The sequence below is a fragment of the Streptomyces odontomachi genome (assembly GCF_024435355.1).
Classification (GTDB): Bacteria; Actinomycetota; Actinomycetes; order Streptomycetales; family Streptomycetaceae; genus Streptomyces; species Streptomyces odontomachi.
The window spans coordinates 169,455-191,287 of sequence record NZ_JAMJWG010000017.1 but is presented as its reverse complement, the minus strand read 5'-3'; the positions used below and the strand labels follow the sequence as shown (position 1 = coordinate 191,287).

Genomic DNA, 21,833 nt, shown 5'->3' with positions numbered 1-21,833 from the left:
CGGTTGCCTCAGAGGCCCAGAGCCGTCTTGGCGATGATGTTCTTCTGGATCTCGCTCGATCCGCCGTAGATCGCGATCTTGCGGAGATTGAGGTGGAAGGCGGCGAGCGGGTCGGCCCATGCGGGGCCGGCGGCGGCGGCCATGTCGCCGTCCTGCCGGGACCGGGCGTCGCGCACCGGGATGGTGTGGATGCCGGCCATCTCGACGGCGCACTCCACGATCTTGAGGGTGAGGGTGGTGCCGAGGTACTTGAGGATCGACGCCTCGGCGCCGTGCCCCTCGCCGCGTTGCATCGTCTCGACCAGACGCAGGTTGGCCTGTTCGAGGGCGAGCAGGTCGATCTCCAGAAGGGCGATGCGTCGGGCGAACTCCGGGTCCTCGGCCAGTGGCCGACCGCCGGCCGAGCGCCGGCCTGCGATCCGTTTGAGGAAGGCGAGTTCCCGCTTGCTGCGGCCGATGCGGGCGGCGTGCATCCGCTCGTGCCGCAGGAGCAGTTTGGCGCAGTCCCAGCCGCCGTTCAGCTTCCCGACGAGGTTGTCGCGCGGGACGCGCACGTTGTCGAGGAAGACCTCGTTGATCTCCTGTCCACCGTCGATGGTGCGGATCGGTCGGACCGTGATGCCCGGCGACGCCATGTCGATGAGGAGGAAGGAAATACCCGCCTGCGGTCTGGCGGCACCCGGGTCGGTACGCACCAGGCAGAACATCCTGTTCGCGTACTGGGCATACGTCGTCCAGGTCTTCTGCCCGTTGACGACGAACGCCTCACCGTCGTCGGTGGGTTCCGCACGGGTGCGCAGGGAGGCCAGGTCCGAGCCTGATCCGGGCTCCGAGTAGCCCTGGCACCACCAGTCCTGGCCGCCGAGGATGCGCGGCAGATGGCGTGCCTTCTGCTGCTCGGTCCCGAAGGCCATGAGGACCGGCGCGACCATGCGCAGCCCGAAGGGGAGCGTCTCGGGCGCACCGGCGATACAGCACTCCTCGTCGAAGGCGTACTGCTGCTCCACGGACCAGCCGGTACCGCCGTGCTCCACGGGCCAGTTGGGCGCCAGCCAGCCGTGTTCGTGCAGGATGGCGTGCCACCGGAGGATGTCCGCCCGGTCCAGCGGCAGATGGCCGAGGACCTTGGCCCGCAGCTGCTCGGGGAGCCGAGCGGCGAGAAAGTCCCTGACCTCCGCGCGGAACGCTTCGAGATCGCTGGTTTCCGGCATGGTGGCGTTCAGCTCCCGTCCCTGGTGAAACGCAGTGGTGCGCCGGTGCGCTCCTGGAGTTCGGCCCGGGTCAGCCCGGGGACCATGTCGACGACGGAGAACCCGCCCGGGGTGACGTCGACGGTCGCGAGATCCGTGTAGACGCGGGTGACGACGCCCGCGCTGGTCAACGGCAGCGAAACGTCTCGACCAGCCGTGGCCTGCCGTCCCGCGTGGTGTGCTCCATCAGCGCGTACACGCGCTTGGCCCCCACGGCGAGATCCATGGCACCGCCGACGGCTGCGGCCTTCTTCGGGTCGCCCAGTGACCAGTTGGCGAGATCCCCGGCGGCCGACACCTCGTACGCACCGAGCACGGTGTAGTCGAGGTGGCCGCCGCGCATCATCGCGAAGGAGTCGGCATGGTGGAAGTAGCTGCCTCCGGCCACCATCTGCACCGGGCGCTTGCCGGCGTTGACGAGGTCCGGATCGGGCTGCTCGCCCGCTGCCAGCGCCCGCATGCCGAGGATGCCGTTCTCGCTGTGCACGATGATCTCCTGGTCGGCGCTCCAGTGGTCGACGACGGTGACCGGGAGGCCGATGCCGAGGTTCACATACGAGCCGGAGGGAATGTCCGCGGCCACGGCACGTGCCATGTCCGTGCGGCTGCGCCTGGTCCACCTGGGCGTGCTCATCGCGTCATCTCCTCCGTCCCGCCTGCCCTGTCTGTCCCGGCTGTCCCGGTGTGCGGCTCTCGCGGTTCGGCCGCGGCCGGCTGTTCGTTCTCCGCCGCACGCGGGATCTCCACGACGCGCTGGACGAAGATCCCCGGTGTGACGACCCGCTCCGGGTCGAGCCCGCCGAGTTCCACTGCACGGTCGACCTGGACGATCGCGGTGGCGGCCGCCATGCACATCAGCGGCCCGAAGTTCCGTCCGGCCTTGCGGTATGTGAGGTTGCCCCAGCGGTCCGCGCACTCGGCGCCGACGAGCGCGAAGTCACCGTGCAGCGGCTCCTCGAAGACGTGTCCCCGGCCGTCGATGAGCCGGGTCTCCTTGCCCTCGGCGAGCCGGGTGCCGTACGCGGTCGGGGTGAAGAACCCACCGAGCCCGGCACCGGCGGCGCGCAGCCGTTCGGCGAGGGTGCCCTGCGGGACGCACTCGTAGGCGATCGCGCCTGCCTCGTAGGCTTCCTCGAAGTGGTACGAGGCCGCGCCACGCGGAAAGGAGGCGAGAAGCCTGCGGACCCGGCCGAGCCTGATGAGGCGGGCGAGGCCGTGATCGTGGCTTCCGCTGTTGTTGCAGACCACGGTCAACTCCCGGGCACCCTGCTCGACGAGCGCTTCGATGAGTTCGGACGGCTGTCCGGAGAGGCCGAAGCCGCTGATCAGGACGGTGGCACCGTCGTGGATGTCCCGCACGGCCGCGGCGGCCGTGGGCACGAACTTGTCCGGCATGGATCGGCCCTCTCCTAGCTGGCGTTCGACAGGATCGCGGTGGCCTGGCTGGAGAGCACCCCGCCGTTGCCGTGGACCAGCGCGGTCTCGGCTCCCGGCACCTGACGAACGCCGGCCTCCCCGCGCAGCTGGGCAACGGCCTCGATCACCAGGAAGATCGAGTACATGCCGGGGTGACCGAAGGAGAGCCCACCGCCGTTGGTGTTCAGGGGAAAGTCGCCGCCCGGTGCGACCCGGCCGCCGGAGACGAACGCGCCGCCCTCGCCCTTCGCGCAGAAGCCCAGGTCCTCGAGGAACAGGATCGGGTTGATCGTGAACGCGTCGTAGAGTTCGACCACGTCGATGTCGCTCGGGCGCAGTCCCGCCTCGGTGAAGGCCCGCCGGCCGGACTCGACGGCGGGCGTCACGGTCAGGTCGGCCATGCTGGAGATCTGCCGGTGCCAGTGCGCGTGCCCGATGCCCAGCACCGGGACGGGCCGGGCGTGCAGGGCGCGAGCGTGCTCCGCACCCGTGACGACGAAGGCGCCGGCGCCATCGGTGACCAGGCAGCAGTCCCGTACCGTCAACGGGTCGGAGATCATCTTCGAGCCGATCACATTGTCGATCGTCAGCTCCTCGCGCGAGAAGGCGTCAGGATTGCTGCGCGCCCACCGGCGGGCTGCCACGGCGACTTCGGCGAGTTGCTCGCGCGTGGTCCCGTACTCGTGCATGTGACGGGCGGCGGCCAGCGCATAGCTGGACACCGGGTTGAAGGGCTTGTACGGGTGCTCGTAGGGCTGCGGGTCCAGCGCCGCGCGCATCCGGTTGATCGCGGTGGAGCTGGGCGCGGAACGGGGGGTGGCGCCGTAGCAGACCAGGACGTGTTCGCACTCCCCCGCCGCGATGGCGAGCCGCGCGGTCCTGAGGTCGGCGATGAACGACGACCCGCCGAACATGGTGCTGTCGGAGAACCGTGGCCGTATCCCGAGGTATTCGGCCATCCGCATCACCCACCACGGGGAGGTGAGGCTCGAGGTGATGATGCCGTCGATGTCTCCCAGCGCGAGCCCGCTGGCCGCGACGGCCTGACCGGCGGCCTGCGCGATGATGTCCTGCTCGCTTCGGCCTCCCGCGTGTCCGAGACCGGCGAGGCCGGTGCCGAGGATCGCGATGCCGTTCGCCTTCGCGCTCATGCCCGGCCGCCCTTTCCGCCGTTCTTCTCGTTCAACGCGGAGCGAGGGGCCACGAAGACCAGGAGCGGCTCGCCGTCCTCCTCCTGGACGGCCGCTTCCACTGGCATGCCGATGACGACCTTGTGGGGCTCGACGCCGACGACCCGACTCATCAGCCTGGGCCCTTCTTCGAGATCGACGAGCGCCACGTTGTGGTCACCGTTCTTCCGGCGCACCACAGTGGTCGAATAGACGACCCCGCGACCGGACGGAACAGTCCAGCGCAGCGCGAACGAATGGCAGAAAGGACAGGTCACCCGAGGATAGAAGTGAAGCTGTCCACATTCCGTGCACTGCGGGATGGAAAAAATCCCGCGAGACAGCTGCTCACAGTAATAGGTGTCCACCGCAGTCACGGGCGAGGAATGCGTCCGCTCAGCCATCTAGTTCACTCGCCTCCGCTTGTTCGGGCTTGTGAACTGACCCTAGGGCAGGGTTTTACAGGGGACCATCAGAAATATTCGAAGAGACCATTCGGCAGCCTCAAAGACCCTGCTCGAGCCTCAAGGACCCTGCTCGTACTGCAACCGGGTGCCGGCGACGGCGGGGTGGCTGAGCAGGTAGTCGATGAGCGCGGAGGTGAACGCCGGCGTCCGCCCGTCCACGTGCGTGATCAGGCTGAGCCGCCGGATCGCCCAGGGGTCGCTCAGCCGCAGCACGGCGATACGACGGCCGGCGCCGGCCGTCGCGTACACCCTCTTCGGCACGAGTGCCACACCGATGCCCGCCTCCACGAGGTCGAGGACGGCATGGAAGTGGTCGACGTGAAGCCGGACGTTCAGCCTTGTGCCGGAGCGTTTCGCGACATCGGCAAGGAAGGCGAAATTACTGCTCTCCCGGCTCATGCACACGAAGTCACAGTCCAGCGCGTCACGGAACCGGATCTCCTTGTTACGGGCGATCTCATGCCCCTGCGGCGCGGCGACGACCAGCTCGTCCATGGCGAACGGCACGGCATGAACCTGGCTGAGGTCGAATTCCGCGGCGAGAATTCCGACCTCAACGTCCTTGGCGGTCACCGCCTCCAGGATCTCCTTGCTGGCCCGCTCTTTCAGGTCGATATTGACATCGGGGTACGCCAACAGGAATTCACTCAGGACGGGAACCACGAACCCGTTCAGAGAACTGCTGTTCGCCCACACCCTGACATTCCCCTTGAGCCCGGCGGAGAACGACTTCATTTCGTCGTGCATCCGGTCCAGAGAGCCCAACACCTCACGCACGTAGTCGAGCATCATGCCGCCAGCCGGGGTCAGCTCCATCCCCCGCGCATTACGGACGAAAAGGGGAGTGCCGAGCGCGCCCTCCAGATTCTTCAGCCGATAGCTGGCGGTGGACGGCGTGATGAACACCGCAGAGGCGCCCAGGGAGAGACTGTGCTCCTCCGCGATGGCGCGGAAGAGCCGCAAATCGGAAAGTTCGTAGCGCACGGCTTCTCCGTCCCGGCGAGCCTTGTGCAGCGAGGCTGCCGACACCCCCTTGTGTGGCCCACGCCTATGCGAAAGTCCCGTTCTACGGTGCGTGCACCGGGCAGCTGGTACCGGACGTCACGGGCGAGGGCGACCGACTCATCCACGAGCCCCGTGGCCGGTGGTATCCCGGCCCGGCGAGCGGGAGGTCCTTTCACCCTAACATCCCGCTATCTCCTGTTTTCTGTCGCGCGAAGGCTTGACGCCGATGGCGCTGCCGGTGCGGTCGAGCCTTCGCCGGCCACGCGGTGCCGGCGGAGCAAGCGACTTCGCCTCCCGCTCAGCGAGTTCGCGCCGGCGTCTCACCCGATCGGTGTCCACGCCGAAAACGTTCAGTGGTCCGTGCTCGTAACGCCCACACCGCACCTCATACGCAAACGCAAAACCGCAGGTCAGACCCCCTTCGCGACCGGCTCCAGAATCGCCACGCACTCCACGTGATGCGTCCCGGGAAGATGCGCAATCCGCCATTCACAAGAGAACATGCAGGTCATGCGACATCCACGACCTGCACACGTCCGCACGCGTGCGTCATACATGCGTCAGCCGCACTCAAAACTTCCCAGGGAAGGTGCGCCGCACGCGCCGCGCCTTGACCGTCCCGAGGTGCTCGCACCGCCTGGGACAGCACGAAGCCCTGCCGATTCGGAACGAACCAGCAGGGTCTCAACATGTTGAGAGCATGCAATCACTGCGCCTCGTCCATGACCAGGGGTCCGTTACAGGTTTGGGTGACAGTGCGGTCACGCGGCCTGGACGGCCGGCGTGGTCATGACGGTCTCGAATTCGATGGGGGTCAGCCGGCCGAGTGAGGCTTGTCTGCGGCACCGGTGGTAGGTCCGCTCGATCCAGGTCACGATTGTGATCCGGAGTTCTTCACGGGGCCCAGACACGGCGGTCGAGGACGTTCTTCTGCAGCAGGCTGAAGAAGGACTCCATGGCTGCGTTGTCGCCGGCAGCTTTCGCCCCTCCCTGTCGATCCGGCTATCCGGTAGCGGTCGAGCGCCCGGACAAACTTTCGGGAGCGGAACTGCAATCCGCGATCGCTGTGCAGACGCACCCGTCGACGTCTCCACGCCGGACCACGGCGTTGTCCAGGGCGGCCACGGCCAAGCGGGACTTCATCCGCTCATCGACGGAGTAGCCCACGATCCTGTTGCTGAAGGCGTCCTTGATCGCGCAGAGATAGAGCTTGCCTTCGCCGGTGGCGTGCTCGGTGATGTCGGCGAGCCATAGCCGGTTCGCACAGGTCGCGCTGAGGTCACGGCGGACCAGGCCGTCGTGCACCGGCGGGCCGCCCTTCTTGCCCTTGCCGCGCTTCTTGCCGAACACGCTCCACCAGCGGTTGTCCCGGCAGCTCCGCCATGCAGTCCGGTCCGCCATCACGGCCCCGGCGCCGTGCGCTTCGTCGGCCAGGAAGCGGTAGCCGAACTCCGGGTCGTCACGGTGCGCGTCGAAGAGCGCGTTCGCGCGATACGACTCCTCCAGCATGGCATCGATCACCGGCTTGTGCAGCCATCGGTAGTAGGGCTGTCTGGCGAGCTTCAGCACCCGGCACGCAGGCGCGGGCTGGGCACGGCGGCTGCCGCGGCTGTCTCCCACCTGCTCATGCCGCTCGCGCTTCCCGTGCGGGGCGGCCCCGGCCTGGTAGTGCTGCGGGGGACACGGTCGCTCGCGCCCCGAGGACGTTGCCCGCGCGTGGTGGTGGACGGCGGCGCTGGAGCCCGGCCTGCCAGCCGGCGCGCTCGCCGCCGCCGGCTACGGCGCCGGTTCCGGCACACCAAGGCCACCAGTCTCCTCAACGCCGGTGTCCCGCTGCATGTCGTCCAGCGCTACTTCGGCCACCTCTCGCCGACCATGCTGATGAACTACGCGCAGACCCTTGCCGAGACCCACGAGCGGGAGTTCCTGCGCTACCGGAAACTCACCGCAGACGCACGCGAACTGTCCACCGACCTGCGCGACCTCTACGACATGCTGGAGCTGGACAAGCGCACCGACCGGATCCCGTCCAACGGGCTCTACCTGCTGCCTCCGTGTCAGGCATGCGCGAAGGGCAACGCGTGCTTGACCTGCGACAAATTCGCCACCGAGGCTACGTTCCTGCCCGAACTCACTGCCCAGTGACAGCGCACCCCCCGACAGCTTCCGCCAGGCCGTCGCCGGCAAGAGCGCCGCCGCCCAGGCCTGCACCGCGGCTTCGATCTGATGCCCAGGATCAGGAACTGCAACTGGGGGGACCTCTCGACCCCTCTTCCTGGTCAGGGCTGGTCAGCGGAAAGTGAATTTCTGGTCCCGGGCTCCGTTGCACCTCCAGAGGATGAGTGGGGTGTTGTTGGCCGTCTTGCCGCCCTTCACGGACAGGCACTTGTCGTGATGGGCGCCGGAATACGGTTTGATCTGACAGTGGCGTTGCCCTGAGCCGCAGTGGAACGAAAAGCTCTGGTTCGTGCGGCCGTTGCAGTTCCACAGGACGAGCTGCGTGCCCTTGCGATAGTTGCCCGGCATGTCCACGCAGAGACCCATGTTCTGCGCTGGATGGATCCGGTACGCGTGGTAGGCGTCGAGCGTTTCGACGTGCCACTTCTGGTTCGAAGCCCCAACGCAGCGGTACTGGTCTACCTTTGCCCCCTTGTGCACGCCGCCGTGCGCGGTGATGCACGGACCACTGAAGTGCTCCGGCAACCACCGATAACTGCCCGGGAAGCGGAACGCACTTTCACTCTGTGTCCTCTGCACTGCCACAGAGGTGGCAGGGTCCGCCTGGGCGGGCACCGCCACCGCCAGGCCGCCAGCCGCGGTGAACGCCGCAGCGGCGAGTACGAGCCCCTTGTGTAAATGCACGATCTGACACCTTCCTCATGATCTGTTCCATTCTTACTGGCCGGACCTACCGGGCGCCTCAGCTCCACGGCCGCTCTGTACCGAATTAGACAATTTGCCCACATTTGACCCAGACATGCCAGACGCTGGCGACCCTCGCCCGCCGGGTCCTGCATCGTGCGCGGTGATCAGCTGCTTGGACCGCGGATACGCGGTCCTCTCGATCGAGGTCACAACCCACCCCGCCACAAACGAAACCCGACATCACCATCAACGACGCTGAGCCGACCGGGTGACGGCGCAAGGCCCTCAACTTCCCTGATCATCTCGTGGCGGCTTTCTGGGTGTGTCTGGGCCAGCCCTGCGCTTAGCTTGGGTCACCGCTGGTCAGCACCTGCCGGGCCGTAGGCCCCGGGGCGGTGGTCACCGCTATTACCCGACATCTCAGTAGGCGAGGTAGACCCCAATTCCACCGTGGGTATTGCTTTGTACATAGAACTTCAGCCGTCCAACACCTGGGAGGCGACTACGGTCCACTGTCCCGCTGGGGCGAGAGTCCTCCGTTGCAACTCCCAGTGGCCCTGAAACAGACCGTGAAGGAGTGGCTGTAGGTGGACTTGACGTTGATATCGGCACAGGCCGACGTCGTGGTGACGTAGGTCCCCTGCGAAAGCCAGAATTCATTTCCGCCACTCGCAGAGATTAAAAACTCCTCGTACCGGGAGCATGCTGCGCCGGATCTTTCACCGGTTTCCGCGCGGGACAAGGCCGTGGTGGTTCGGCTTCCATTCCGCCGCGCCCGGCCTTGCCGAGACCGTGTTGGAGGGCCACGAGGCCGCCTACGTCGACTGGTTTCTGAGCGCCGGCACGCTCGGCGACGGGGTGCGCCCAGCCCTCCGGGACGCCTTCGTCCGCGCATACACCGGCCGCCAGGCGTTGAGCTGCGCGTTCTCGTACTACCGGGCCCTGCCCGAGAGCGCGGTACAAATCGAGCAGGTGGTCGCCACTGCCCGCCTGACGGTGCCAACGACGGCGCTGGGCGCCCGGCCCGTCGGTGCTGCGCTGGAACGCCAACTCCGCCCGGTCACCGACGATCTCACCGGACACGTCATTGAAGACTGCGGCCACATCATCCCGCTGCACCGGCCGCGCGCCCCTGCTCACGCTACTGCATCCCTTCCTGGCCGGTGAGGAGGCGAAAGCAGCGTGACCGGGGCCGGGGCTGACATTCGGTAGACGCCTCAGCAGTTCTGGATGTACCAGACGGGGTCCCAGTTCCCATTCGCGTCATGACTGGGTGCCTCGGGGGTGACGTAGACCGTGACCAGCCACTTGTTGGCCATGATCGCCTTGATTCCGTCGGACTGGTTGTTGTACCAAGAGCCGCTGCCGCTCCAGCCGCTGCCTTTGAGCTCGTACACACCGCACGGGCCCATCTTCTGCTCCTTGCCCGTGTAGTTCACACCTTGATAGGCGCAGAAGTATCCGCGTGGGCACGACGACGGCGCTGCGGTAGGGGCGTTCTGCCCGGCGGCATCGGCGGCGGCGCTGGCGGTGCCGCCGGCGGTCATCAGGACTGAAAGCAGCCCTAGCGCCAAACGCGACCGCCAGAGCGGGCTGTGCGTACGTGATGACATGACGAATTACCTGCCTTCCTTCTTCAGAGGTTCTGTTTCGTCGGTGCGGCGTTGAGTAACACCGCTCGTTGGGCATTCCGCCGTGCTGTGCCTCCGGTGCCGGCCGCAGACCGAACATCCCCCGTGGTGCCCGACCTGGGGTCAGCGCGGATCCGTGTTGCGAGTCCGGTCGAGCTCCGGGTAGGGCTGGCTCACCCAGGGAATGGGAGGCTCGAGGAACACCAGGAGATCTCTCGGCCGGCTACACGCTTCGTACCTCATCCAACGGACGTGATCTTGTAGCCGTCTGCTTGCCAGGCGGTCACTGCCCAGGCGACACCGCTGCTGTTCCAGTACTTACAACTCACCGGCTTCGAGACGCTGCTCTTGTGGCGTAGCGCAGGCTTTTTGGCGCGGCAGACAGCCATGCGGAACGACTTGATCTTGTGGCTGGGGCTGTTGGCGTGCCGGGTGGCCCCCCATCCGTCGACGCCCGTACCGCAGGCGTAGGTCAACAGCGGCCCGTGGTGCTCGTGGGGGTCGGTGGTGAAGTCCTGCCACACCTCTGCGCAGTACCCGTCCGACTTGGTGTCGTGTACATAGGCCTGCAAGGTGTATCCGGTGCCGCTCTGGGTGTACTGGCCGATTCCGTAGGCTCCTGTGGTGCTCAGCGTGTGCTGCTGGTGGGTGGCGGCTGAGGCCGGTGTCGTCAGGACGGACACGCTGAAGGCGGCGGTTGCCGCCAGGCCGGCGGCGATCGCGGTGATGCGCGTTCTCATGGGTTCCTACTCCGTTGGTTGACCGGTGGCGCCAACGGGACGGAGGAGCCGCCCTTGTCCCGTGCGGAAACCGGTGAAGGACCGAGGGCGGCGCGGGGTGGACCGCGCCGCCCGGCTTGCACCACTGAGACTGCCTGTCGGGCACGGCCTGTTGCCAGCAACCGCGGCTGCTTGGGCAGTTTGCGGGACATCCCGCACGCTGACCTGCTGGGACGGTGCCGTGTGTGAAGCAGGGCTGGGACGCGGTGGGCAATGTAGACGACAGCGGCTTGACCGAAATGCCTCCTGTGATGGATTCGCCCAGAACAGATGATTCTGGCGTGCGTGTCAGAGCACGATGGGAGGCGAACAAAGAGCCTCTCAAACTCAACTGGTATGGGGTGGAACATGCCACGTTGGCAGCAATTACCGGGTTCGCTCGACGAGCGCGTGCGGAATCTCATCATCCAGATGCGCCGTGTGAAGGACCGCAGCGGGTTGAGCCTGTCGTCGCTCCAGTCCAAGACCGGCTATAGCCGTTCGTCCTGGGAGCGCTACCTCAACGGCAGGGCGATGCCGCCGCGGCAGGCGGTCGAGGAACTGGCGCGGGTAGGCGGGGCTGATCCGACACGGCTCCTGGTGCTCCACGAAGTGGCTCAGGAGGCGTGGAAGCAGAAGACCGGTGCAGCAGGAGCGGCAGGCGTATCGGAGCCGAGGGGCATACGGCGAGTGGTGCTGATCGGCGTCTGCACGGCTGTGGCCCTCGGCGCAATGCTGGCCGGACTAGTGGTCACGGAGCTTTGGAAGGACGGCGGTGAGGGAGGGAAAGGCGTGGCTGCCGTGCAGCCCGGCTCATCGTCCGCGTCTCTCGGAGCCTTTCATTACCAGCCAGGGAAGACCTACCCCTGTACGGTCAGACGGAGGGACGGTCGATGGTACGCGGGCTACAGCACCACCCGCACCGCCGTGCTCTCCCCGCCGGGGTGGGATGTCGTGGAGGCCCAGTGCCTGCTGCACCATCTGGGTTTCGATCCAGGGGGCGCTGACGGTGTCATCGGTGTGAAGACCACCCGGGCCGTCAAAAGGCTGCAGGAGAAGGCCGGCCTGTCACCTGACGGTGTCGTCGGTCCGGACACCTGGCAGGTGCTACGAGGATGACGGACACCCCACCGCCGGCCGCCAGGCCCGCATGCACCCGGCTGGCCCGGGAGCTGCGCGAGCTCAAAACCCGAACCAGCCTGAGCCTGACAGCGCTGGCTGAACGCACCGCTTTCAGCAAGTCCTCCTGGGAGCGCTACCTCAACGGCAAGCAACTCGCCCCGCACCAAGCTGTCGAGGCCCTGTGCACGATGACGGGGGAACCGCCCGGGCGACTGATGGCACTGTGGGAACTGGCGGAGCTGGAGTGGAGCGGACGTCACAGGACATCAGCCACGGCGTCACCACACGATGACCGGCCAGGCAATCGCAGCACGCCTGCGCGCCACTCGCCACATGGCCGGAGCACCGGACGACGAAGGTGGGCTCTTGCGGCAGCAACGGCCGTGGTCGCGACCACGGCCGCCGTATGGATGACGGTCTCACTTGTCGCGGGAGCCAACGAGGACACCGCCGGGCGGTCTGCGCAGTCTGCCCCACCCGCACCCGGATGCCGGGCCCAGAAGTGTGTAGGCGAAGACCCGCAGATGATGGGATGCGCGATGCCGGGGAAGGTCCACAGACTCGGCTCGCCACACCAGACCTCCACCGGAGCATGGCTGTCATTCAGTTTCAGCACGCAGTGCCACACCGCATGGGCACTGCTGTGGAACACGAAAGTCGGGGACGCACTCGAAGTGTCGGGTTCCGACGGTAGGCTGCAACGGGTCGACGTCGCCGACGCGTACGAGGCCGAGAGCTCCCTCTCCACGCCGATGATCGACGGCAGCGACCTCACCGGACTGCGGGCCTGTTTTTTATCGACGGGCGGCGGACACCCGGAGTGCTTCCGACAATGACCCAGGGCCCTTCCGCGAGGGATGACCCGTATTCGCTCCTCCGCGAGTTCCGAGTCGGGTCAGCGAGAGAGCTGACTTCGGCGATGGCCCGCAAGTACGTGCCCCATGGACGCCGCCGGGCCGCACCCGCCCAGCAAGCTGTCTGCGGCACCCACCGGGCCGCTGTGCGGGCTTGGCCGGTGGCGCCCCCTGTGGGGCGTCTGGCCGCTAGCCCCGGCCCGGGCCGCGGTTCGGATCGTTGCTCAACCCGGCCCATGTGCCCGCCCACGGCCCCGGCATGGCGGTCGGCCCCGTGGTGCGCTCGCTGCAGTGTCGCCCGAGCTGTGGGTTGGCCGCCGTCGGCGCACGCCTCGGCTGGCCATCGTCCAGCGTCGGCGGCTCCGCCGTTCGCCAGCTGCTCGCATCGGCCCGCCGTAACGGCCCGCCGTGCCGCTGGCGATCGTCTTCGCGGGTCATAGCCAAAGTGGGATGGAGGCAATGGTGCCGGTGGCGGGTAGGACTCGCGGATCGAAGAAGCGACCACGGGCCCTGTCGCCCGCTGCGGGGACGTTCGCCCCATGCCACGTGGTGACAGCCCTCGGGGTCCGTCGACCGGAGCAGCCGTACGTTGGGCCGGCCGGTGAGCGCCGTGCACACAGCGAGCCCGGTTGCCGAGAGTCTCCAGCAAAGCGAACTCGACTGCATGCAAAAGGCGTTGGGCTTACGATCGGTGGGCAGGTGTTGGCTCCACCAGCCGGGAGGGGCATCGGTGACCCGCAGACCACGCCTGAGAGTCAGGGCAGGCCGTACCGCCCGCTTCGGGCACGCCAGCGGAACGCAAGCAGGTGCCGGGCGAAGCCAACCAGGCGCCCCGCCCCGGGGCGGGGCGCGCGTCCGGGCGGTGCTCGCTCTGCTGCGCAGACCGTGGATCTGGGCGGTGACAGTGGCCCTTGGCGCGCTGGCGACCGTGTTCTCCGGTTGGATCGCCGCGATCCCCGCGCAGCTCACCGATCCCGAGGCGGCCAAGGACCGTATCCGGTCAGGATCGGATTTTTCACTGGCCGTCGACATCGTCCGGCTCGACGACGAAGGCAAGAATGCCGCTTTCAGAGGGGACTTCCGGCCCACCGCCGCAGAGCGGGCCATGCTGTCCCGGCCGGGGGCGGCAGCCACGCCCGCGTTCGACCGGCTGATGCACACCAGGGGCGCGGTCAGCGTCGACGATCTGACGGTGCGTCTGACGCTCACCGGACACAGGAACCAGCAGATCAACATCCTCGACATCAGGCCCGCCATCGTCGAGCGGACTGCGCCGCTGTCCGGGACCTTCTTCTGCGTCCCGCCGCAGGGCGGTGTCTCCACGATGACCATGGTGTTCGATATGGATCGACCCAGCCCCCTGGCCCGCGACGCGGAGGTGACCGCCCTGGGCCGGCCCTTCTTCGGCCGGCGGACGATCACCCTGCACGACAGGGAGCAGCGTGTGGTGATCGCGAGGGCCTTCACCGCGGACCACTACGTGGCCTTCCGGCTGAACGTCACCTACATGCTGGGGGATAAGAAGAAGCACACCGTCATCGACGACCACGGAAAGCCCTTCCAGGTGACCGCCATCAGCCCCGGCAAGGGCTACCGGAGCGTCTTCTCGCTCCAGGCGGACTACTCAGTGTGCCGGAGCGCGGGGCAGGACCTCCCGGCCGCCGCGAGGAAGGCGTGCACACCGTGTTGACGGGAAAGCCGGAGGCCCGCCGGCGGCAGAGGGCCTGGCGCGCGGCCCTTGCCCTGCTCGTCCTCGCCACCGGTCTCCTGCTGGTGTTCCGGCTGGCGATCTTCGACGGGGACGGCGGCCCCGCCGCGCACCACCACCGGCCAAGTGCCTCCGCAACGACGACGACAACGGCGACGGCCACCTCCACAGCGTCTGCGCCGTCCTGCCCTGGCCCCGAGTTCGAAGGACAGGACCGGGACGCCACAGGCGTCGCGGAGGACTGGCGGAAGGTGGTCGAACCGGTGTACCGCGCGGCGTGCGGGCGGGACTACGACACGCTGGCACGCCTGCTCGCCGCCGGGTCCCCGCAGGACTTCAGCACCGATCCATGCGAGGCCTGCACCTCGCAGGAGGTGATCGCCATGTGGCGGGAGGAGTATGCCTTCGACGGCGCTGACCTGGCACGCCTGCTGACGACCAGGCCCACCGTCGACCAGGGCGGTCTGGTGTACGCGAACGGCGAGGCGCTGGCCGTGTTCGCACGCGGCGCGGCCGACATCCCCCCGCAGTGGAGCGCCTATTATCCCGACTGCACCTCGGACAGGTCCTGCCGGGACATGCTCGACCTCCTGCGCCCCACGTCTGGGTGACCTCCGTCAGCCGCGGAAGACCCTCACCGGTGCGAACACTCCCACCCGGCGCGAAACGACGGCAGCGTGAACATCCAGCCTCTCCTCCAGGCACTGGACATCCAAGAGGAAGCCGTCCAGGCCCTGCCGACGACCTCCGTGCGCAGATCGACGACCTTGCAGACCCGGCTCCGGGAGGCCGAGACACACCTCGAACATCTTGCGATCACCCGCAAGATCGTCACCAGTCACGCCGACAGATTCCCCGCGCCCCCTCCGGAACTGCCCGAGCACCCGGGCTACGCCCGCATCCTCACCGTGTTCAACGAGGCCACCGGACCACTGCGGGCCAAGGACGTCTGCCAGGCCCTCGGCCACGACCTCCTGCCGAAGAATATCGAGGGCACCCGAGCCAAGGTGAAACGCCTGGTCAAACTCAACATTCTCACCGAAGCCGACACGGGCAGCTTCGCCAGGAAGCAATAGCCGCTGCTATGACCAGCATCCCTGACGCAACCCTCATACGGAAACGGACATTACCGGCGTGGTCGTCGAAGCGCTGGATCTCTTCCAGCGGAATGCCCTGAGCACTGGGGCTTGACTGCAAGTGCGGCTTCATCGCAGGCGTTTTCTCCGTAGCGACCGCACGCGGACGTCGCACCACGCACCCGCCGTTGATCTCTCCCCGGAGCGTGCCATGGCCGTCTTACTCGCCCTCGTCATGGAGTCCCTGGCCGTGGCGATCGGCGCACCGCTGGGCGGGGCGGCAGGGCACGGCCTGACGGGATCGGTCATCGGAGTCGTGGGCCGTGATCAGAAGCGATGACGGCACTGACTACGGAACCGCCGCCGTGCTCATGTTGCTGGCCGGGTCCGTCATCGCCGCTGTGCGGGTGGGTGAGGTGACCTGTCCGCTGTTGGGGTGGACGGTCTTCGCCGGCGCGTTGATGGGCGCGACGGCGGTGCTCTTGGCGGTGGAAACACTGCTGCTGGGGTGGAGGCGCGAGGGCAAGCGCCGACGGCCCACCCTTGCCACGTCCCGTCCCGTCCGCACCCCACACCGCCCGCTCCGGGCCCCGCCCCCTCCGCACCGCGCCCGTCGCAACCGGTGGACAACGCCCGCGCACAGCAGCTCATGCTGGGCACCCGCTGTGCGGACTGCGGCCACATCGGCTACGACATGGAGACGTACTTCCTGCCCAGCTGGTACCTCGGCCGGTGTCCCGACTGCGGACACAGCAGGGAGTTCACCTTCCCATCCTGAAGGTCTTCTGCCGTGAGCCCGCCCACAGCGCCTGCCGGACGGCATCCGTACTGCCGGAGACCGCAGAGCTGGGCCCGCAGCGTGCCGCATGCGACGGGAGCGAGGATGACTTAGCTGACGTCACAGTGGATCCATGTCACGCTCTGCGGTGCGAATCTGTCCACATCGCGCATGGGTCTTCAACGGGTTCGCGCAACGGAGGCGATCACGCTGTGCTCCAGATGGCGCAACAGATCCTGCGTCCCGTCGTACACCTCGACGGCACCAGCTTCCTGAAGTGCCGCCCGGCTGATTCCGCCGCTGAGAAGCGCCACGGGTACCAGCCCTGCGCGGCGGGCGGCCTGCATGTCCCACACCGAGTCGCCGACGAAGACGCTGTCACGCGGCTGCGCGCCGACCCGTTGCACGGCGTCCAGCACCGGGTCGGGTGCGGGCTTGCCGGAGCGGACGTCATCGGCGCTGGCCATGGCGGAGAGCGCGTCGTCCGCGTCGAGGGCGGCGCGCAGAGCTGCCAGTTCCGGACCGCTCGCGGAGGTGGCCAGGACAACCCGCCAGCCCTCGGTGTGCAGCCTGCGCAGCAGGGCCGCGGCTCCCTCGAAGGGTGCCAACCGCTCGTGGAAGGTGCCGTAGAGCGCCTTGTGCCCAGCGCTGATGTCGGTGTCCTGGGACCGGTCGCGCTCCTCACCCAGTACGTGGGCCAGCAGGTCTGTGGAACCCAGGCCGATGGCCGCGTGCACGTCGGTCATCGGCACCCGATGCCCGGCCTGGCGCAGGGCTTGCCACCAGCACACAACGTGCAGGTGATTGGTGTCCACGAGAGTGCCGTCCACGTCGAAAACGGCGGCGCGTGTGTTCACTTAGACTCCTCCTGGTGGGTGGTGACGCGTCGGGACGAATTGCTCCGGACCCCCCGCGGGGTTGGCGGCCGGCGCCGAGCAGAGGCAGGGCCGCGGACGGATATCTCCCCGGTCGCGGTGTCGACCTGCTCGGCGGTCTCCTCGAAGACCACCTTGAACGCGGCCGCCAGCTTCGCCCCGGCCCGCTCTACCCGCGGCAGCGTCTTGAGCTTCTCCCGCGTCGTCTCCCGCTCGGAGCGGGCCAGCAGCTTCGTTGCGACCAGCACCTCCAGCAGGTCCAGCGCGTCATCGACCGCCCGCGTCGTCAGGTACACCGCCGTGGCCAGCAGGGTGGCCAGGCGCCGGTGGTCACCGTGCCGCCGCAGCAGCGACGCTTCCCGTCGACCCCGTTCCGCGACAGCTCCGCCAACCGCCGGGGCGGCACCGCGGCGACGTCCACGTCCGCCATGCCGAACGCGGCGACCTCCGCCGCCTGCTCCAGCGCCGCCTTCATCGCCGGACCCGACACCCGCACCGGCCCCGGTCGCAGCCGGTCCAGTTCCGAGACCCGCGCACCGGCCGGCACCTCCAGCAACCCGTCCAGCACCGCACGCTGACCGGCGCTCAGCAGGCCGTAGAGCGTCTGCCGCAGCCGCCCGTTCGCCTCCCGCCCGCACCGACGCCACCAGCCGCACCAACGTCGTCACCCCCGGCAGCAGCACCCGCCGCTCCCGCAGCCACACCACCGCCGCGTCGAACCGCGCCTTCGGCCACTCCCCGGCCGTCCACGCCCGCGCGTCCACCCACTCCCGCAGCTCCGCCTCCACCCCGCCGAACTCCCGGTAGCCGAACGCTTCCCGCAGCTCCCACATGTGCTCGAACGGCATCTTCCACCGCTCGCCGTACCCCTCGAGCACCGAGGTGTCCGCGATGCCCAGCTGCCCCGCAAGGTAGTCGACCACCTCGGTCGGCACGTCGATCGGGTCGTCCAGGAACACCCCCAGGTAACGGACCATGGTCATCTGCACCGCGAAGCCCAGCCGGTTGTGCTCCCGGCGCTTCGGCTCCACCAGCTCCCGATCCGCGTCGTCCAGAAAGAAGACCGCTCCAGATCCGCCCGCGGCGGCGCACTTCGGAACGCGGCGTACCCCGCCACCTGCTCATCCGTCAGAAACTCGACCGGCACCCCGGACCTCCACACCCTTGATCAACACGACTGGTGAAGAGTCCGACGCCACAACAGCCCAGGTCAAAGCCCTACGCGCGAGCGCCGGGCCTTAGCGCCAGTTTTCGTTCCGATGTTCCAAGTGCCGCCAATTGCATCCGATGCGAACTCGCGACGGTTTGCGAATCGTCGTGGCCAACGGCGTCCACCAGCGTGCTGACCATGAAAGTTGGTTCAGCCTGCTGGTGGCGACGGTAGCGATGGACGTGAGGGCGACGCCAGCTGGCGTCACTCGTCCGGCTGACTGACCTGTGGTTTGTCCGTCGACTCGCATCTGATGCGGTTTTCTCGCACACGACGCGAGTGACGGAGGGTGGTGGACCGGTGGGGTTCAACGGGTCGATCCCAGGTGCGGCACGGCTGCACCTGGTGGACGGAGTAGCGCTGCTGCGGCCGAAGGAACAGGTCTTCACCGCGATGCTGACCGGCTTCGCCAACCAGCAGCTCGCGCGGAATCTTGCCCGGACGACGGTGGAGGGCCGGGAGAACACGGTCAAGGCGTTCGCTGCTTATGTGAATTCCTACCCGTGGCACGGGAGGCCGGCGATGGTCGACGAGTGGGATACGTCTGCCGGACCTGCTCGGACCGTGCGGTGCGAACACGAGGCACCTGCCCGGGATGCGGCCAGGACCGGGCCCTCCCCGGACTTCGTTCCGTCGACGGCTCCGCGATCTGCACGATCTGCAGAGACCACCCTTCTGCAGCTCGGGGAGCCCGCCTCACCCGTCCCCGCACCAGTCGCAACCCCGCTGATGGCATACATCGCGGACCGCGACAACATGAACACCGCCACCAACCAGGCATCCCGCTGGCTCTTCCCCGGCCGCCGGGCCGGACGGCCGGCCCGCCCCGACCACTTGTCCTCACGACTGCGCGAGATTGGCATCCCGGTCGCCGCAGCCCGCGGCGCCGCCACCCGACAACAACTCCTCGAACTACCCGCCCCCGTCGTCGCGGGCGCCCTCGGCTACCACGACAAAACCACCAGCCGCCTCGTCAGGGAAAGCGGCGGGCCCTGGAGCCGGTACGCCGCAGGCGACCACCTACGATCACCATGCGGCTGGACTCCCTCTCCACTCACTCACGGTTGAAGCTCAGATCACGTCCCGCGCCGGCTGCGGGTAGCCGATCTCGGCGAGGTCCTCGGCCAGGTCTGCGAGGGTGACATCCGCGTTCAGCGATGACACCAGCTTCTGGCTCAGCGGTCGCAAGGCATACACGTCGCGCACCGCTTCCAGATCCACGGGAACCTCGTAGTAGTCCTCGGCGAAGCGCCGGAACCCTTCCGGCGAGCGGTCGACCAGGAGCTTGAACAGCCCCGTTGCCCCGTCCGGGTCGGAACACCCGGCGGGGAAGTCGATCACGCCGTGCCTCCACCGATCATCCGTTGCCTCCCGCCACAGGCAGGCTGTCACGACGGGGACGTCATCCTCGTCGGTGAACGCTGGCTCTTCGACGAAGGGCTTGAAGACCTCCGGAACCTCGTCGATCACTCCCGGCCAAGGCTCGCCGTCGTTGCCGTACGGGCTCATCGGTGCTTCGTGGTCGAAGCCACGGACGTAGGCCCCGGTCGCCGAGAACACGATGGAGTACTCGTTCCCCGACCCGTTGCGCATCGAGGCCATCTCCTCGTCGTCGGCCCAGCCAGCGTTGAAGGAGTAATACCGGCCTTCCCAGTCCGGGCTCAGGATCGCGTCGAGCATCGCCAGTGAGCGGCACAGGTTCCGCAGGTCAGCGATCGAAGGGAACTGGCGAGCTACGTCATAGACAGTCACGTGCTCATCCAACCGGATACCCCTGACACCCAGAACCTCCCCCAAGGGCCATCACGCTCAGCAGCAGTGCCGGAGTCAGGTGGCACGGGCGAGTAGCTCGGCCAGGGTCTTGAGCTGAGTGGAAGTCATGTGCGGAACAGTCGCCTCGAAGTCTGTTTGATCTTTCCGGCGGGCGTGCTTGGCCTTGAACAGCAGGACCAGTTCGGGCACCAGATACGGGATGCCGTCTTGGGTGTAGTGGATGATGTCGCTGTAGGGACGCCGGATCCTCTCATCGTGTCGGCAGATCCAGGTGTCGCCGTCGTGTGGTTCGCGGAACACGTCGAGCACGTAGTTGCCGGTGGCCGGATCGCGGAGCCATGTCTGATGCATGGCGGCCAACACCTCCGGTGTGGCGTCCTCCCAGATCCGACCGCTGCCTGCCGCGTCGAAAACGTATGTGAGCGAGCAACTACCCAGCGGCGGTATCGAGCTGTCATCCGACGAGATCGAAACCCTCCACGCAAGGTGGTCATCCTGCTCCGGGAAAGCGGTGGCGGACCTCGGGAAAGCTCCCGGCCGGAATCGCGATCTCGATGTCGCCATGAGCGCGCGTCTGCCTGCCCGTGGAACACGTCAAGCGCCCAGCCCGCGGCCACGTACCAAGGCGTGCTGATCCCGGCCAGCTGTCGCGCGACCTCACTCGGGGTCCCATCGGCTGGTGACACTGTGTGATCGATGGCGGTGTGCGGCTTCAGGGCCCGTTGCTCTCCTTCATCGACCGCGGCCAGGGACCTTCGACTCCGCTGATAGATTCCTGCGCCGTCCGGGACGATCAGGCGGGCACGGGCGAGGCGGATCTCGCGCATCCAGGACGACCACGTTTCGTCGAGGCTGTCGAACAGGTCGTGTACGTTGGCCGTCGTCCAGGGCCCTCCCCCGGCTCTCGAAGCCGTCGATCGCCGCCTTCGTGAACGATCCCGACAGGCCCACCGCGGTCCTCGTCAGCGCCGCCTCGCGCAGCCGCGCCTCCGCGTCCAGTACCGAGCGGCTGGTGTAGCGGAGGCCGGCGTGCCGCCGGTGCCAGCGACGGCAAGTTCGTGATCCCGCTGGCCGCCGCCGGCAACCACGTCATCGCCGTCGAGCGTGACTCCGTGGCACCGCACGGCGGAGAGGTCCGCCTTCCCGGGGGCGAGGGCGTGACACCTGTCCCCGGCCTCGTCGACCGTCTCAAGCGCGAAGAACTGCATGATCGCGTACGGATCGTCGAAGGTGACTTCCTGCGGATCACCGAGGTTCAGGACATGATCAGTGACGCGGTCTGGACGAGCTGCTCGTGGCATTACAGTGCCAACCACAACCGACCGCTCGCCGACTTCGCTGAACGGACGAAACGCCTCGTGAGGCCCGGCGGCCTGTTCCGCGCCGAGTTCATGATGCCCGTCGAACCACACCATCGCTTCGCCGCCCAGCCAACTGGTGATGACGCGTCATTCCCCCTCGCGTCCGCCGAACAGATGACTGGGTACCCGGTCCGCCCCGGCACCTTCCCCCGAGCCGGGGCGGACCACGATCAACGCCGCGGTCCGACGATCTCGCATCAGGGCCGCCTGGCAATTGCCGTCACTGGAACCACCGAAACAGCTTTCCACCGGTTCCGTCCAGGAGACCCTGGGCGCGGTGGCGAACAAGGTCGAGGCGACGGCGCTTGAGGGGGTTGAGCTGCACCTGAAGGTGGGCCGCAAGGTCGCCCGTATCGACGTGTTGAACCGGGGCGGCGCCCGACTCCTCGTGTGGGTCAGCGTCGCCGTGCTGCAAAAGCCGCCCCCACGCCCGACCAGTCACCCGGACTTCGTCGTCATCGGTAGCGGCGTGCGGTCGCAGCCAAGTCTCCGGCATTACCGGCCCGCGCCTGAAC

General features: G+C 67.7%; 25 protein-coding genes and 2 pseudogenes. 11 read left to right on the top strand and 16 right to left on the bottom strand.

What is annotated here, in order from left to right:
- Positions 1-8: 8 nt before the first annotated feature.
- The 8 genes from NQO67_RS30490 to NQO67_RS30460 all read right to left on the bottom strand — a co-directional run bounded on the left by NQO67_RS30490 (position 9) and on the right by NQO67_RS30460 (position 6,876).
- Positions 9-1,211 (bottom strand): acyl-CoA dehydrogenase family protein, encoded by a 1,203-nt coding sequence (locus NQO67_RS30490; RefSeq protein WP_255953547.1) that lies wholly within the window; start codon positions 1,209-1,211, stop codon positions 9-11.
- Positions 1,212-1,219: 8 nt separating this feature from the next.
- Positions 1,220-1,381 carry a hypothetical protein gene (locus tag NQO67_RS44385; RefSeq protein WP_308295716.1) on the bottom strand — a complete coding sequence of 54 codons (162 nt, stop codon included), beginning with the start codon at positions 1,379-1,381 and terminating at the stop codon, positions 1,220-1,222.
- Positions 1,378-1,884: a CoA-transferase gene (locus tag NQO67_RS30485; RefSeq protein WP_308295715.1), complete on the bottom strand. Its 507-nt coding sequence runs from the start codon at positions 1,882-1,884 to the stop codon at positions 1,378-1,380. Before NQO67_RS30485 ends, NQO67_RS44385 begins: the two co-directional genes overlap by 4 nt.
- Positions 1,881-2,645 (bottom strand): 3-oxoacid CoA-transferase subunit A, encoded by a 765-nt coding sequence (locus NQO67_RS30480; RefSeq protein WP_255953546.1) that lies wholly within the window; start codon positions 2,643-2,645, stop codon positions 1,881-1,883. Before NQO67_RS30480 ends, NQO67_RS30485 begins: the two co-directional genes overlap by 4 nt.
- 14 nt (positions 2,646-2,659) lie before the next feature.
- A complete protein-coding gene (locus NQO67_RS30475) occupies positions 2,660-3,817 on the bottom strand; it encodes an acetyl-CoA acetyltransferase (protein WP_255953545.1) in 1,158 nt (385 codons plus the stop codon).
- Positions 3,814-4,203, bottom strand: coding sequence for a Zn-ribbon domain-containing OB-fold protein (locus NQO67_RS30470; RefSeq protein WP_255953544.1), 390 nt, complete (start codon positions 4,201-4,203; stop codon positions 3,814-3,816). Before NQO67_RS30470 ends, NQO67_RS30475 begins: the two co-directional genes overlap by 4 nt.
- Positions 4,204-4,359: 156 nt before the next feature.
- Positions 4,360-5,286 carry a LysR family transcriptional regulator gene (locus NQO67_RS30465; protein WP_255953543.1) on the bottom strand — a complete coding sequence of 309 codons (927 nt, stop codon included), beginning with the start codon at positions 5,284-5,286 and terminating at the stop codon, positions 4,360-4,362.
- A 1,023-nt stretch (positions 5,287-6,309) separates the two neighbouring features.
- Complete coding sequence (locus NQO67_RS30460) at positions 6,310-6,876, bottom strand: DDE-type integrase/transposase/recombinase (RefSeq protein ID WP_374119200.1); 567 nt, start codon at positions 6,874-6,876, stop codon at positions 6,310-6,312.
- 147 nt (positions 6,877-7,023) lie between these two features.
- On the opposite strand from NQO67_RS30460, the gene NQO67_RS30455 reads away from it, so the two are divergent.
- A complete protein-coding gene (locus tag NQO67_RS30455) occupies positions 7,024-7,452 on the top strand; it encodes a tyrosine-type recombinase/integrase (protein ID WP_255953542.1) in 429 nt (142 codons plus the stop codon).
- Positions 7,453-7,596: 144 nt separating this feature from the next.
- On the opposite strand, the gene NQO67_RS30450 is transcribed toward NQO67_RS30455, so the two are convergent.
- Positions 7,597-8,169: an RICIN domain-containing protein gene (locus NQO67_RS30450; protein WP_255953541.1), complete on the bottom strand. Its 573-nt coding sequence runs from the start codon at positions 8,167-8,169 to the stop codon at positions 7,597-7,599.
- Positions 8,170-8,916: 747 nt separating this feature from the next.
- Between NQO67_RS30450 and NQO67_RS30445 the strand changes: the two are divergent.
- A pseudogene (locus NQO67_RS30445) lies at positions 8,917-9,358 on the top strand (alpha/beta fold hydrolase); the annotation flags it as partial.
- A gap of 31 nt (positions 9,359-9,389) precedes the next feature.
- On the opposite strand, the gene NQO67_RS30440 reads toward NQO67_RS30445, so the two are convergent.
- Together NQO67_RS30440 and NQO67_RS30435 are read right to left on the bottom strand one after the other, a co-directional pair.
- Positions 9,390-9,719: a peptidase inhibitor family I36 protein gene (locus tag NQO67_RS30440; protein ID WP_255953591.1), complete on the bottom strand. Its 330-nt coding sequence runs from the start codon at positions 9,717-9,719 to the stop codon at positions 9,390-9,392.
- 323 nt (positions 9,720-10,042) lie between these two features.
- Complete coding sequence (locus NQO67_RS30435; protein ID WP_255953540.1) at positions 10,043-10,543, bottom strand: hypothetical protein; 501 nt, start codon at positions 10,541-10,543, stop codon at positions 10,043-10,045.
- Positions 10,544-10,930: 387 nt separating this feature from the next.
- On the opposite strand from NQO67_RS30435, the gene NQO67_RS30430 reads away from it, so the two are divergent.
- The 6 genes from NQO67_RS30430 to NQO67_RS30405 all read left to right on the top strand — a co-directional run bounded on the left by NQO67_RS30430 (position 10,931) and on the right by NQO67_RS30405 (position 15,661).
- Positions 10,931-11,680, top strand: a complete 750-nt coding sequence (locus NQO67_RS30430) for a peptidoglycan-binding protein (RefSeq protein WP_255953539.1) — start codon at positions 10,931-10,933, stop codon at positions 11,678-11,680.
- Positions 11,677-12,519 carry a helix-turn-helix domain-containing protein gene (locus NQO67_RS30425; protein WP_255953538.1) on the top strand — a complete coding sequence of 281 codons (843 nt, stop codon included), beginning with the start codon at positions 11,677-11,679 and terminating at the stop codon, positions 12,517-12,519. Before NQO67_RS30430 ends, NQO67_RS30425 begins: the two co-directional genes overlap by 4 nt.
- A 916-nt stretch (positions 12,520-13,435) precedes the next feature.
- On the top strand, positions 13,436-14,227 hold the full coding sequence (locus tag NQO67_RS30420; protein WP_255953537.1) for a hypothetical protein: 792 nt from the start codon (positions 13,436-13,438) through the stop codon (positions 14,225-14,227).
- On the top strand, positions 14,221-14,856 hold the full coding sequence (locus NQO67_RS30415) for a hypothetical protein (RefSeq protein ID WP_255953536.1): 636 nt from the start codon (positions 14,221-14,223) through the stop codon (positions 14,854-14,856). The genes NQO67_RS30420 and NQO67_RS30415 overlap by 7 nt, the downstream gene beginning before the upstream one ends.
- Positions 14,857-14,922: 66 nt before the next feature.
- Positions 14,923-15,321 (top strand): hypothetical protein, encoded by a 399-nt coding sequence (locus NQO67_RS30410; RefSeq protein WP_255953535.1) that lies wholly within the window; start codon positions 14,923-14,925, stop codon positions 15,319-15,321.
- 211 nt (positions 15,322-15,532) lie between these two features.
- Complete coding sequence (locus tag NQO67_RS30405) at positions 15,533-15,661, top strand: hypothetical protein (protein WP_255953534.1); 129 nt, start codon at positions 15,533-15,535, stop codon at positions 15,659-15,661.
- A gap of 9 nt (positions 15,662-15,670) precedes the next feature.
- On the opposite strand, the gene NQO67_RS30400 is transcribed toward NQO67_RS30405, so the two are convergent.
- Entirely contained in the window at positions 15,671-15,847 is a 177-nt protein-coding gene (locus NQO67_RS30400) for a hypothetical protein (protein ID WP_255953533.1), read from the bottom strand.
- A 96-nt stretch (positions 15,848-15,943) separates the two neighbouring features.
- Between NQO67_RS30400 and NQO67_RS30395 the strand changes: the two genes are divergently transcribed.
- The gene (locus tag NQO67_RS30395) at positions 15,944-16,099 is read left to right on the top strand and encodes a hypothetical protein (RefSeq protein ID WP_255953532.1); all 156 of its coding nucleotides are present in this window, start codon (positions 15,944-15,946) and stop codon (positions 16,097-16,099) included.
- A 179-nt stretch (positions 16,100-16,278) separates the two neighbouring features.
- Here the strand turns inward: NQO67_RS30395 and NQO67_RS30390 are convergent, their stop codons facing one another.
- Both NQO67_RS30390 and NQO67_RS30385 read right to left on the bottom strand, forming a co-directional pair.
- Positions 16,279-16,956 (bottom strand): HAD family hydrolase, encoded by a 678-nt coding sequence (locus tag NQO67_RS30390; RefSeq protein WP_255953531.1) that lies wholly within the window; start codon positions 16,954-16,956, stop codon positions 16,279-16,281.
- 98 nt (positions 16,957-17,054) lie between these two features.
- Positions 17,055-18,121, bottom strand: a pseudogene (locus tag NQO67_RS30385) (DUF4158 domain-containing protein); the annotation flags it as partial.
- A gap of 363 nt (positions 18,122-18,484) precedes the next feature.
- Between NQO67_RS30385 and NQO67_RS30380 the strand changes: the two are divergent.
- Positions 18,485-19,252: a hypothetical protein gene (locus NQO67_RS30380; RefSeq protein WP_255953529.1), complete on the top strand. Its 768-nt coding sequence runs from the start codon at positions 18,485-18,487 to the stop codon at positions 19,250-19,252.
- Between the two features lie 3 nt (positions 19,253-19,255).
- On the opposite strand, the gene NQO67_RS30375 is transcribed toward NQO67_RS30380, so the two are convergent.
- Positions 19,256-19,870, bottom strand: a complete 615-nt coding sequence (locus NQO67_RS30375) for a hypothetical protein (protein ID WP_255953590.1) — start codon at positions 19,868-19,870, stop codon at positions 19,256-19,258.
- A gap of 141 nt (positions 19,871-20,011) precedes the next feature.
- The gene (locus NQO67_RS44835; RefSeq protein ID WP_445195108.1) at positions 20,012-20,308 is read right to left on the bottom strand and encodes a hypothetical protein; all 297 of its coding nucleotides are present in this window, start codon (positions 20,306-20,308) and stop codon (positions 20,012-20,014) included.
- A 707-nt stretch (positions 20,309-21,015) separates the two neighbouring features.
- On the opposite strand from NQO67_RS44835, the gene NQO67_RS30365 reads away from it, so the two are divergent.
- Positions 21,016-21,627 carry a class I SAM-dependent methyltransferase gene (locus NQO67_RS30365; protein WP_255953528.1) on the top strand — a complete coding sequence of 204 codons (612 nt, stop codon included), beginning with the start codon at positions 21,016-21,018 and terminating at the stop codon, positions 21,625-21,627.
- Positions 21,628-21,833: the final 206 nt, after the last annotated feature.